Origin of the sequence: Lactobacillus sp. ESL0233 (assembly GCF_003692995.1) — a bacterium.
Taxonomy (GTDB): domain Bacteria; phylum Bacillota; class Bacilli; order Lactobacillales; family Lactobacillaceae; genus Lactobacillus; species Lactobacillus bombicola.
In genome coordinates, this window is record NZ_REHH01000006.1 from 222,962 (window position 1) to 235,678 (window position 12,717).

Below are 12,717 nucleotides of genomic sequence, written 5' to 3' on the forward strand. Positions count from 1 at the left end.
AATACGACTTTTACTAAGGAGAGTATATCATGGCTAAAATTATTATTTTAATAACTGGTCTAGCAGGAATCGCTTTTATTGCATGGTGGTTTTTCGGAAAGCATACAGTGCAAACAAAAATGGCTAAAGTATCTAAGAATAAGCAAAGTGTTGATATTGCTGTCAAGGGCGGATACTCTCCCGAAAAAGTGATTTTGAAGCGTGGGATTCCTGCAACATTAAACTTTAAGCGACTTGATTCTGCTAGTTGTCTTGATCATGTAATCTTCTCCGATTTGGGAATTAATCAAAAATTGCCTGAAGGAAAAGTTGAATCAGTTAAGATAGATACAACCAAAGCTGGTGAGTACAATTGGCAATGCAGTATGAATATGTTTCATGGCAAAGTTATTGTAAAGTAAATTTGCGGGAGATTTAATATGAAAATTACAACACGATTTTGGACGTCGTTAATCCTATCAATACCAATGTTGTTAGAAATGATCATTCATCCCTTCACGAGTTGGATGCTCCCAGGTGGTAATTGGACAATGTTTGTGTTTACAAGCATTATTATGTTTCTTGCTGCTGGTCAATTTATTACAAGTGCTTGGGCTGCTTTTTTAAAGCATCATGCCAACATGGATACATTGGTTGCGTTTGGGACATTAACGACTTACATTTATAGTGTTTATGCAATGTTGACGAAGCGACCGGTTTTCTTTGAAACGGCCGCTTTTGTTATTACATTCGTTTTACTAGGTCAAGTGTTAGAAGAAAAAATGCGTAGCAATGCTTCTAGCGCTATAAGTAAACTAATTAACTTAAATGCAAAAAATGCTCTTGTTAAGCGTGGGCAAGATTTTATTCAAATTCCCGTTAGTCAAGTCGTTAAAAATGATTTAATCCAGGTAAAGCCTGGTGAAAAAATTCCGGTTGATGGAAAGATAATTTCAGGTTCATCAAATATTGATGAGTCAATGATAACAGGTGAAAGCATGCCTGTGACAAAGACAGTTGGTGACCAGGTAATCGGAGCAACAATCAACCAAACAGGCTCGTTTGTTTTTACAGCTGAAAAAGTTGGTAATGATACAATGCTTGCTCAAATTATTGCAATCGTCAAAAAGGCACAAAGTAGTCATGCTCCAATACAAAAATTGACAGATAAAGTTGCCAATATATTTGTACCAACTGTATTAATTATTGCTATTGCTACTTTTGTTGTTTGGAATGTCTTCTTAGAACAAGCCATTCCAACTGCACTTAATTATGCCGTTGCTGTAATGGTAATTGCCTGTCCCTGTGCCCTAGGCCTAGCTACGCCAACTGCTTTAATGGTTGGAACTGGCCGAGGAGCCAAGATGGGAATTTTGATCAAAAATGGTGAAATTCTTGAAGCTGTTAATCATATTGGAACAATGGTTTTTGATAAAACTGGCACGTTAACCGAAGGCAAACCTGAAGTAACTGATCTAATTGGTAACAAGCAACAGGTAGTGCCAATTGCTGCTGGATTAGAAAAGTTATCGGAACACCCACTGGCGGCTGCAATTATTACCTATGCCAACAAAGAAAAGATAGTACCTGCAGTTGTTAGTGACTTTCAAGTTCTAGAGGGACGCGGCGTTTGTGGGAAAATTGGGACTGAATCTGTCTACATTGGCAAATTAGTATCTGCTGCTAATTTGAAAATTTCTGTAAGTTTGGCCAATGAGGCAGAGAGATTAGAGACAACAGCTAAAACGGTTGTTGCTGTTTCAGTTCAAAATGAAGTCATTGGCTTAATTGCAATTCAAGATGCGCCAAAAAAGAACGCAAAAGAAGCGATTAGTGAGCTTAAACAAATGGGTTTGCAAACCGTAATGTTAACTGGTGATAATCAAAAAGTAGCACAGTCAATTGCCGAGCAAGTCGGCATAAAGCGGGTAATCGCTGGTGTCTTACCCACCGATAAGTCAGATGTTATTAAAAAATTACAAGAAAAACATTATGTGGCTTTTGTGGGTGATGGAATTAATGATGCGCCCGCATTAACACAAGCAAATGTTGGAATTGCAATGGGATCCGGTACAGATGTGGCAATAGATGCTGGTGGTATTGTTTTAATGAATAATGATTTGATAGCAGTCGTACGTGCATTAAAACTAAGCCGGAAGACTTTTCAGCGAATTAAGCTTAACCTGTTTTGGGCCTTTATTTATAATATTATAGGTATTCCAATTGCCGCTGGCGTTTTTGCTGGAGTTGGTTTGATTTTAAGTCCAGAAATTGCTGGTTTGGCAATGGCCTTTAGTTCATTATCAGTTGTTATTAGCTCGGTTTTATTAGGTAAAAGTAAAATATAAATACTTAAGTGATAACAAAAAGCAGATACTGTTAAAGTAGCCGCTTTTTATTTGAGCCATTTTTTAGCTTAAGTTAGAAAAAGTAATAATTTGCTTAATTATATTTATGATGTCTGGTCTTCAAAACATGTTTGCTTTGTATGATATAAGTTATAATTCCAATTGTTAACCAAATTAGCGTAACTAAAAGACTACTGCTTAAATCGGCATATTTAAACTTAATTAAATTAATAGGACCATAAAAAGGGAAGAGTAGCGCAATTTTTTCTAGCCATTTGGGATAGGCTGAAATAACTACTAAAATTCCGGCAACTAAACTCATTACCGAACTGATCAGATTTGACAGAAAATATGGGTCATTCATTTCCCAACTAATGGCCCAGGCAGTAAAGCCTAAAATTATGCCAAATAAACATAGTAAGGGTAAGACTAGGATAGTGCGATTAATAATTACCAGTGGGGCACCAAAAATTAGGGCCAGGGTTAAGTTAGATGTTGCTAGAATAAAGCCAGCTATCAAGGCTACGAAAACTTTATTTGTCCAGTAACGTAAGCTAAAAGGCCGTTGGGCAATCATTTCGTAGTCAATTCCTAAGTTGGCATCGGTAATTAGTGATTGGGTCATGGTCGTCATTGAAAGATTAGTGGCATCAATGGCAATTGATGCTAAAGCGATGGACCAGTTAAAGTGACCGGTATATTGCATATCAATTAAAACTAAAAGGATCATGTCAACAAAAGGTGTGATAAAAAAGTAAACTAGGATAGTGCGCCAATTTGCCAAAAATGATAATGATGAAAATTGTGTTTTAAGCATTAGATTAAATTTAATTCTCCTTTCTTACGTGCTAACTGGTTAATTTTTTTAACCATTAAAATTATTAAAAAAAACCAAATTATTAAACTAGAAAAATAAGCCGACCAATTAAAGGTTAAACTAGTGCCAGTTAAAGTGGCTATTGGAGTTGTCATGGGAATAAACCACTGGGCGATTTTTATAAATGGCCGCAAAAAATTAGGATTGCCAAAGAGACCCGAAAGTAGAACAAGTGGTATACCAATCAAACTTTCATAAGTAATGGCATTGGGAGTGAGGGTAAAGAAAGAGGCAATAAAAATTCCCATAGTTGCCATGGCTAGCCATAATAAAATAACAGTTAAACTAAACTTGAAAGTAATTGCGTCAGTTGTAACCCCTAAAAGTTGGGCAAGCAACCATGCTAGCGGAAAAGCTGCTAAGCCATAGGTTGAAGCTGGTAATAATAAAGCAATTAAAGACAAGCGTTCATCGTAAGCGTTATTAATTAAATAAGGTAAAGTTCCCTTGTATCTTTCAAAGCCGATACTGCCAGCAGCAGTGGTACAAGAAGACCACATGCCAAAGATTGCACTTTGTAACCATACACTAGTGTTGGTTAATTGGTGATTGGCATAGGCGAGCGTATATTGCACCAAAAAGATGGACAGGGTACTCGTCAAAGTCAAAGTGACAAAATATTGATCTGACAAATATTCTTTAAAATGGAACCAAAACAGGCGGACAAATCTCATTTTATTTCCTCCGCAATTCTGGTGCTAAGGCTAAGTATGATTCTTCTAAGGTCGCAGGGCGGTCGATATGGCTCACCTGTGACTCTTTAACAATGTCTTCAACTGTTCCAGTAGAAAAAATGCGCCCAGCACCAATTAAGATAATTTGGTCAGCTAAAGCTTCTACTTCAGACATGGTATGGCTGGTTAGTAAAATACTGATTCCCAGATCTGCCAAATTTTTAATGGTATCGCGAATGCTTTTAGCAATTTCGACATCGAGTCCGCTAGTTGGTTCATCGAGCAGAAGCAGTTGTGGATTACCTAAGAGTGCGCGCGCAATATGCAGCCGCTGCGTCATACCTTTAGAAAATTGCCCGACTTTTTTCTTTGCCACATTGCTTAAATTAACAATTTCTAGTACGCGAGTGATTTCAATTTTTTGCTGGCGGTATGGCACTCGCGCCAAATCGGCAAAAAAAGCCAGATTTTGGGCGGCAGTTGCTCGATGGTAAAAACCGAGCTCACCGCCAAAAGAGACACCTATATGCGGGTGATGGGTTGTGCCAATAATATTTTGCCCATTAAGCAATACTTGTCCCTGGGTTGGCAGTAAATAGCCGCCAATAATTGAAACAATCGTTGTTTTACCAGCACCATTAGGACCAAGTAATGAAATGATTTGTCCTTTTTTAATGTTAAAAGAGATATCTTCTAGAGCATGAAATTCTTCCTGCTTGTTATGATAAATCTTTTTTAAATGTTTTACTTCTAAGATATTTTTCAAAATAAATTCTCCAAAATTAGTGTAAATTTAAGTGTCACTATTAAGGAAGGGTGACATCATGATTTTACAGGTTAAGTTGGAGATCTTTTGTTGATTTACATTAAAGCTTTGTTAACATTATAACATAAAAATATTATTTGACTATTTAAATTAATTAGTTTTTTATTTTAAGGGTAGAAAATGACATCTCTAAAATATTTATAACAAGTAACAGTTGGTCAAGTTAAACAAAATCAGTCGGTTAAGTTGGTTAAATATAACAATAACTGGCCCAGTATTTTTCAAACTGAAAAGGAAAAAATTCAACAAGCTTTAGGTTCGACGGCTTTAAAAATTGAGCATATTGGTTCTACTGCCGTTACGGGACTTATGTCTAAGCCCATTATTGATATTTTATTGGTTGTTCCTCATCCTAGTGCTGAAGCAAGTTACGCTCTGCAATTGCAACAAGCTGGTTATATTTTACGAATTCGGGAGCCGGAATTTCAAGAGCATCGAATGTTTCTTGGCATTGATCCTGCTGTACATCTTCATGTATATGGTCCGGATAGTCAAGAAGCTAAAGACTTAATCCTCTTTCGTGATTGGTTAAGAAAAAATGATACCGATCGGTTAAAATATCAAGAATTAAAACAAAAACTAGCAACCCGGTGCTGGCCAACGGTGCAGGATTATGCTGATGCAAAGGGACCATTGATATATAAAATTAAGCAACGAGCAATTAATAATTGTAAGAAAGATTGAATGATATAAATGATGATTAAAATACAGAAATATTAAAAGCCAGATCCGAAATTATATTGGATCTGGCTTTTAAAATTAACTTCTTTTAAGCCTAATCAACCGATTTTAAGGCTTCGAGCATATCTAAATTTTTCAACTTATTGTTAACAATAAACCCAAGAATGAGCGTAACGATGCCAATTACTCCTAGTGGCCACAAAAAACTTGAAGCAGAAAGTGCTGGATTAAACATGACATTAGCTGGTGGTACGACATAAAGAATATAACGATAGAGTAAATCGCCGATAAAGTATCCGATTAGAATACCGATAATTGTTAATAAAATAGTTTCACGATAGATATAGAGGGTAACTTCATTATTATAAAAACCTAGTACTTTAATCGTTGATAATTCGCGAATACGTTCTGCAATATTAATATTGGTCAAGTTGTATAAAATAACAATTGCCAAAAATCCAGCGACTACAATCAAGACAATCATAATCATGTTCAAAGATTGGACGACTACATCTAGTTCTTGACTGATAGCAGTATTTTGAACAACATTACCAATGCCAGCTAAATTCATAAATTTAGCAGCAATTTTTCTGGTATTAGCTGGCTGACTATCTTTTAAGTTAACCAAGTAAGCATTGGAAGTATATTTTTTAGTAAAAATATGTTCGTACTGTCTTTGATTCATAAAGATAAAGTGTCCCATGTACATCTCACTTATTCCTGCAACTTTCATCGTACGTTGCTGATTATTCTTGTCAGTCAAAGTAATCTGGTCACCTTCTTTAATTTGCAATAAGTTGGCTAAGCGTTCAGAAATGGTGACACCGTTATTGTCTAAAGTAAGGGATTGGTGACTGCGGCGATTATTTAACTGAACATATTTTTTTAGCTGCTGGCTAAACTTGGGTGCAATTAAGGTTATTTCTTGGGTATCACCATTTTTTCCAGCAACTTTGGTCATTGATTCATAATAAATAGGCATTTCAGCAGCGATGTTAGTAGCATGCAATTTGGTTTTAATTACTTTTTTTTGTTTAGCGGTGACGGGTGCTTTTTCAGCCACAATCAGGTTATAGTGGATTAATTCAGAAAATTGGCGCTCATTCATGTTACTAATTGAATTTTTTACGGCAAAGCCCGCAAATAAAAGAGTAGCTGCTCCACAAACACCAAAAATTGTCATCAACATTCGTTTTTTGTAACGAAAAATATTACGAGCAGTAACTTTATGAGTGAAACTCAACTTGTTCCAAATTAAAGGGCAACGTTCAAGTAAAATTTTAGAGCCAGCGGCTGGTGGCTTAGGTAAAAGTAAAGCTGCTGGCTTTTCTTTAAATTCATTTTTGGCCGTTAAATATGCAGGTAAAACGGAACTAATCCACGATAATAAGAGAGCAATCAGGCTAATTTGCCAATAAAAATGTTCTTCAATTGCTGGAAGGGTAATTGACTGATAATAAGCGTGGTAAACAATTTGCGGTAATAATGTATGGCCTAGATAGACACCAATGATTGTGCCGATTGTCCCTGATAAGAAGCCATAAAAAATAAACTTACTAATGACTACCGTATTGCTGTATCCAAGAGCTTTTAGTGTGCCAGAATTTATTCTTTCTTCATCAATAAAGCGATTCATGGTGGTAAAAGTAACTAAGGCAGCAACAAAATACAAGAAAATGGGAAAAACTTTAGCTAAGTCTTCCACTACTTGAGCCACTGTAGTATAAACGACAGTTCCTTCACTACCTGGTAATTCGCGGCGGTTGTAAACACTATAATTTAAAACTAGCGTCTTAATTTGCATTTTTGCTTTGGTGATTTTTTGAATACCAGCATTAATTTTTTTCTGAGCAGTTGCTGTTTTTTGTTCTAAAGCATAGCTTTGCTTTTGTAACTCTTGCGTTTGAGTATTTAATTTAATTTGTGCTTGTTGCAAATTTGCCTGCATTTGTGGTGAAGTTGCTTGGCTAGCTTGCTGTTTGAGTTTGCTTTCCTGTGAGCTTAACTTATTTTGGGCAACTATCAGTTGTTGCTTAGCAGTGGTTAACTTATTGTGGGCCAATGCCAAAGTTTGTGTTTTTGCCTTTAGCAGCTGTAAGCCCATTTTTTTAATACGTTTTTCGCGTTGAGGTGTTTCTTCTTTTAGAACTTGTTGTGCAACTTTCTTATGTTGACCTAGGCGTTTAGCATATATTTTGCCATATGAGTCAAGCCCCCTTAAATCCTGATAAGTCAGGTTGGCTACTGTGTAGACAGTCTGATTAAAAGCTTGAGGCATGGCTACCGCATAGCCTTTAAGCTCTCCAGTGCCGCTACTACTTTGACCAAGATTAACGTTCGAGAGAATTTGACTTGAGCGAACAAAGCCAACGATTTTAAAATTTTTATTTTTTAAAAAAGTAGTTCCTAAAATATTCTTTTTTTCATGAAAGCTAATAGTTGAGCCCAGTTTATATTTTAAGCGGTAGTAATCAGTAATGGCAATTTCATCTGACTTTTGAGGAAGGTGACCTTTGATGACTTGATAAAGTCCAACTTTTTGGGGTTTAGAAAAGATGCGAAAGCTATCATGACTATTTTTTAATACAGTATCAGTCATATAACCAAATTCTGCATTTTTAAGTCCCTTAAGTTTACGTATTTTTTGCGCATCTTGTTTATCAAGCCCATAATTAGAAACAATGGTTAAATCAGGTGTGTTTAATTTTTGGGCATAATGATTTCCGGTTGCTCGCATATTAGGTCCAGTGACAAACAGTCCCACAAGAGCAAAGGAACCGATGAGCATTAGAGCCATGATTGACAAAAACTGCCCTTTAGTCTGTCTAATAGATTGCCAAAAATCTTTCCAAATTATTTTTTTCATTGTTAATCTTTTCTACCATTTAATATTAGCTATATTTTCAGGATGCTTAGTTTGGGTAACTTTTGTTACTTGCCCGTCATGAAAATGAATTACACGATTGGCAATTGGGGCAAGGGCGCTATTGTGTGTCACAATAATTACAGTGGTGCCATGGTTGCGACTCATATTAGCAATTATTTGTAAAACGTTTTTCCCAGTTTGATAGTCAAGCGCTCCAGTTGGCTCATCACAAAGTAGAATTTTGGGATTTTTAGCAATGGCACGAGCAATTGCTACTCTTTGTTGCTCACCGCCAGATAATTCTGCTGGAAAATTATTAACGCGTGCTTTTAATCCCACGTCAATTAGAGTTTGAACAGGATCAAGTGCATCTGCAACAATTTCAGCAGCAAGCTCCACGTTTTCTTTAGCAGTTAAATTTTGAATTAAGTTATAAAATTGAAAAACAAAACCAATATCATTGCGGCGGTAGTTGGTTAGCTGAAGTTGATTATAATTGGCAATATTTTCTCCATCAATAATTATATTTCCAGAGCTATTAGTATCCATTCCCCCTAAAATATTAAGCATAGTTGACTTGCCAGCACCGGATGCCCCTAAAATAATTGCTAGCTCACCTTTTTCAATCGAAAAGCTAACATCATTATTTGCTAAAATTTCGGTGTCACCTGCTTGATAGCGCTTAAAATTATGTTGAACTTCAATGTAACTCATAAGATTTATCCTTCGTGTTAAAAAATATTTTTTATTTTACTAACTATATTTAAGCTAAATATTTTTCAAGTACTTGTAAAACGCCCATCTCATTGTTACTCGGTGCTTCATATTTAGCAATCTTTTTAAGACGCTCATCCCCGTTACGCATAGCATAGCTTAAGCCGGCCAGTTCTATCATTTCTTTATCATTCATGCCATCACCAAAAGCGATTAGTTCTGCTGGTTTGATATTGAAATAGCGTAAAAAATATTTCAAACCTTGCCCTTTGTTGACATTTGCTGGCATGACATCGATATTATCAAATCCGCTAGTTGTACAGTGAATTCTTTCGGGATTGCTTTGATTAAATTTTCGTTCCAAGTCATTAGCCAATTCTGAGGAGCATTTCAATGTGAGTTTAGTTAAACTATCACTGGTAGGAATATCCCTTAGATCTCCAATATCAATGGCATTGGGATAAAAGAAATGCATTAAATTTTTAAATTGAATTGGCGCTTTTTTGTTAACATATGCTCGTTCTAAGCCACTGGCTGCAATATTAATTTCTGGATAATTTGTCTCAATAAAATTAATCAACTTGATTCCAGTGCGGTAAGTAAAAACATGTCGTGAAATAATTTTATTATCCTGGGTTAAAATTGAGCCATTGTCAGCGACAAAATCAATTCGATCTAAAAAGTCGTAGAAATCTCGTTGTAATCGAGAGAGGGGCCGTCCACTTGATACAATAAAGTGAACATGCTGTTTGCGTAATTTGGTTAATATTTTTTCAAAACGCTGCTGGTCAAATTGTTTGTCATCATTTTCAAAAGTCCCATCCATGTCGACTGCAACAGCTTTAAAAGGTAAAAGTGTCATGTTTAAACTCCTTATTTTATAGTTAATAATGTCCTAATCTATATTTTAAAGCAAAAATAGCTTCATTTAACATAATGAAGCTATTTTTTGAATTTACTAATTAAATTTTATTTTACAGTAGGCTTTCTACGACCTATAAGCCAGCATAGCAAAACAGCCAGTATAGTTTCGCTAATAATCAAGATAATATTAAGCCCCAGTTTTATTTGCCCAATAGCAATTGAGTTAATGCCAAAAAGTTTATTTTTGTCACCTAAGTATAAATCAAAAATAATTGAGCCAATAACTAAAGTGAAAATAGTAATCCATTGGTTTCGACTAAAGGCAATGCCGTATTCTTCTTCTCTGCGCCTAATGCTTGGCAAAATGACCCCTAATCCAATTAAAACAACGACGGCAATAATATTAATAATTAGTTCGTACCACCAATAACCGCTAAATTCTTTGATGTCTTGAGGAGCAATTCCTAAAATTGTTGCAACAGCAGTTACTATTAGGAGGAATAATCCGGCTAAGTAGGCAAGTTTGTCATTTTTTAAGAAAACATAATCTGATGGGAATTTTTGCGAATTTTTTCTAATCTGCATAAAGGAGAAGAAAATCCAACATGTCACTCCAGGAGAAATAATGCCATTTAAGTTGAGTAGCCAGTTAAAAATATCATTCATATCTGGCAAAAAAATTCCTAAAAGCATGATAAAAGCTGATAAGGCAACAGTTAAAATGTAACCATTAATTGGCAAACCATTTTTGTCTTTCTTTTGCAAGAAATGAGGCATATATTTATCGCCTGTATCTGAAATCAACATTCTAGTCATTGCATCGAGTAAAACAGCTAGCAGTGCTGCATTATAAAAGACAGAAGTCCATGCCCAAACATAAAGTAGCGTTTTGCCCCAACCATATTGGTGCCCCACCATATCAAAAACATAGTATGCACCATTCATTTTTAAATCATTAGGAATATGATAACTGTTAAAGTAAATTCCGAGAGCAAAGGAGCCAAAAACAGTTAAAAAGATGGTCATTAAGGCCAAAGCAATCATTGCCTTGGGAAAATCTGATTTTGGCTTCTTCATTTGCGTAACATATGGAGCAACTAATTCGCAACCATTTAACGCATAAATAAGCATAGCGATTGTTGTCCAATAATGCATGTCAAACTTAGGAATTAATGTTCGCCAGGTAAAAGGTTGAGTTGCCATATGTCCACCAGATCTTACTAGTCCAGTAAAGGCTAAAAAGACAAACATTAATGTCATAATCAACATAAGTCCACCACCAATAGTGGATAAAACTTCCATTGATCTTGAAAAATAGTGTTCAATTACAATAAAAATAATAAACATCGCAAAGGTCATCAAAGCAAATTTTGTATTTGAAATTTGGCTTTGGAACTTTTCTGAGCCAGTTATTGCCCAACCAATATCTACAATTATTTCGTTAGCTGAATCGACAGCATAGGGAATTGATGCTGCCCAGTAAGTCCAGGCAGTAAAATAACCGAGAAATTCGCCATTAGTTCCGCGTACCCATGAAGAAAGCCCACCACCTTCATGGTCAAAAACTGATCCAAGTTGCCCAACCATTAATGAATAGGGAATAACATAAAAAAGACACATAATAATCCATGATGTGACTACTGGCATTCCTTGGTTTTGAAAATTGTACATGATATCATCAAGACCAATGACCGTGCAAAATGCCATTAATGTCAATATTGGCCAAGATATATATTTTTGGTTTGAATTTATTTCCTCCACTTAAACTATCTCCTTTTATAATAATCAATGTTTTCATTTTACTAATTAAAAAGAATATTGACTAGATAAAATTATAATTTCTTAGCTAATAAGGCAAAAATATAAAAAAATGTGCTTAATCAATTGCTGGTATTGAATTTTATTAGTCTATGCGGTAAGATTATATCGTTAAATATGATGAAAAAGAAAGAAGGATTCTCATGTCAGGACATTCAAAATGGCACAATATTCAAGGCCGCAAGAATGCGCAAGACGCAAAAAGAGGTAAGATTTTCCAAAAATTATCTCGTGAAATATATATGGCTGCAAAGAATGGTGGTCCTGACCCTTCCGGAAATCCTAATTTGCGGATGGTAATGGATAAGGCACATGCAAATAATATGCCTAAGACCAATATTGACCGCGCACTTAAAAAGGCTGAAGGTAATTCAGATGAGCACTATGATGAGATTACTTATGAAGGCTATGCTCCAGGTGGTGTTGCTGTTTTTGTTGAAGCTTTAACTGATAACAAAAATAGGACAGCTTCTAGTGTGAGAGTGGCTTTCACGCGTAATGGTGGTTCACTTGGTGCAACAGGTTCAGTTGCCTACATGTTTAACCGTAAGGGTTATATTGTAATTGATCGCACAACTACTGATGCTGATGAAGATCAGATGTTACTTGATGTGATGGATGCTGGTGGTGAAGATTTACAAACTAGTGCTGAAGCTTATGAAATTTATACTGATGCTAAGCAGTTTGCCCAAGTTAGGGATGCCCTGGAAAAGGCAGGTTATAAACTGGCTGATGCTGAATTAACTATGATTCCAGAAAATACAACTCCTGTGCCAGAAGATAAGAAGGAACAATTTGATAATCTGGTTGAAGCTTTAGAAGATGATGATGACGTGCAGAACGTTTATACAGCAGCTAGTGAAGAATAGGATTAATTAAGTAAGTTAGAAAGACCTTGAGCAATTATTTGCTCAAGGTCTTTTTGTTTAAATTACCTTAATTTGTAGTATAAACGATTTATTTTTACATTTATATACATAATAGTTCGCCTTTTGCTTGAAAAAAAGTAAATTATTTAAATTTTTATAATATAATTCGTAATATACATGGTATAATTCGTAAATATCAAT

The 12,717-nt window shown here is 35.4% G+C and carries 11 protein-coding genes; 4 read left to right on the forward strand and 7 right to left on the reverse strand.

Annotated elements, in window-relative coordinates; genetic code table 11:
• Positions 1 to 29 precede the first annotated feature (29 nt).
• Positions 30 to 401, forward strand: coding sequence for a cupredoxin domain-containing protein (locus tag F5ESL0233_RS02715; RefSeq protein ID WP_122058611.1), 372 nt, complete (start codon positions 30 to 32; stop codon positions 399 to 401).
• Between the two features lie 18 nt (positions 402 to 419).
• Positions 420 to 2,327 (forward strand): copper-translocating P-type ATPase, encoded by a 1,908-nt coding sequence (locus tag F5ESL0233_RS02720; protein WP_122058613.1) that lies wholly within the window; start codon positions 420 to 422, stop codon positions 2,325 to 2,327.
• Between the two features lie 94 nt (positions 2,328 to 2,421).
• Here F5ESL0233_RS02720 and F5ESL0233_RS02725 read toward each other — a convergent pair whose 3' ends face one another.
• Genes F5ESL0233_RS02725 through F5ESL0233_RS02735 form a run of 3 tightly spaced genes read right to left on the reverse strand, consistent with a single transcriptional unit; the run spans position 2,422 to position 4,644 of the window.
• Positions 2,422 to 3,144, reverse strand: a complete 723-nt coding sequence (locus F5ESL0233_RS02725; RefSeq protein ID WP_090093143.1) for an antibiotic transporter permease — start codon at positions 3,142 to 3,144, stop codon at positions 2,422 to 2,424.
• On the reverse strand, positions 3,144 to 3,878 hold the full coding sequence (locus F5ESL0233_RS02730) for an ABC transporter permease (RefSeq protein WP_122058615.1): 735 nt from the start codon (positions 3,876 to 3,878) through the stop codon (positions 3,144 to 3,146). The genes F5ESL0233_RS02725 and F5ESL0233_RS02730 overlap by 1 nt, the downstream gene beginning before the upstream one ends.
• A gap of 1 nt (position 3,879) precedes the next feature.
• Positions 3,880 to 4,644, reverse strand: coding sequence for an ABC transporter ATP-binding protein (locus F5ESL0233_RS02735; protein WP_090093146.1), 765 nt, complete (start codon positions 4,642 to 4,644; stop codon positions 3,880 to 3,882).
• Positions 4,645 to 4,890: 246 nt separating this feature from the next.
• On the opposite strand from F5ESL0233_RS02735, the gene F5ESL0233_RS02740 reads away from it, so the two are divergent.
• On the forward strand, positions 4,891 to 5,388 hold the full coding sequence (locus tag F5ESL0233_RS02740; protein ID WP_199692568.1) for a GrpB family protein: 498 nt from the start codon (positions 4,891 to 4,893) through the stop codon (positions 5,386 to 5,388).
• Positions 5,389 to 5,479: 91 nt separating this feature from the next.
• On the opposite strand, the gene F5ESL0233_RS02745 is transcribed toward F5ESL0233_RS02740, so the two are convergent.
• The 4 genes from F5ESL0233_RS02745 to F5ESL0233_RS02760 all read right to left on the reverse strand — a co-directional run bounded on the left by F5ESL0233_RS02745 (position 5,480) and on the right by F5ESL0233_RS02760 (position 11,536).
• The gene (locus tag F5ESL0233_RS02745; RefSeq protein WP_122058616.1) at positions 5,480 to 8,251 is read right to left on the reverse strand and encodes an ABC transporter permease; all 2,772 of its coding nucleotides are present in this window, start codon (positions 8,249 to 8,251) and stop codon (positions 5,480 to 5,482) included.
• Between the two features lie 12 nt (positions 8,252 to 8,263).
• Positions 8,264 to 8,965: an ABC transporter ATP-binding protein gene (locus F5ESL0233_RS02750; protein ID WP_122021511.1), complete on the reverse strand. Its 702-nt coding sequence runs from the start codon at positions 8,963 to 8,965 to the stop codon at positions 8,264 to 8,266.
• Between the two features lie 49 nt (positions 8,966 to 9,014).
• The gene (locus F5ESL0233_RS02755; RefSeq protein ID WP_090093153.1) at positions 9,015 to 9,827 is read right to left on the reverse strand and encodes a Cof-type HAD-IIB family hydrolase; all 813 of its coding nucleotides are present in this window, start codon (positions 9,825 to 9,827) and stop codon (positions 9,015 to 9,017) included.
• A 107-nt stretch (positions 9,828 to 9,934) separates the two neighbouring features.
• The gene (locus F5ESL0233_RS02760; protein WP_370448338.1) at positions 9,935 to 11,536 is read right to left on the reverse strand and encodes an APC family permease; all 1,602 of its coding nucleotides are present in this window, start codon (positions 11,534 to 11,536) and stop codon (positions 9,935 to 9,937) included.
• 254 nt (positions 11,537 to 11,790) lie between these two features.
• On the opposite strand from F5ESL0233_RS02760, the gene F5ESL0233_RS02765 reads away from it, so the two are divergent.
• Positions 11,791 to 12,516, forward strand: coding sequence for a YebC/PmpR family DNA-binding transcriptional regulator (locus F5ESL0233_RS02765; RefSeq protein WP_090093156.1), 726 nt, complete (start codon positions 11,791 to 11,793; stop codon positions 12,514 to 12,516).
• Positions 12,517 to 12,717 lie beyond the last annotated feature (201 nt).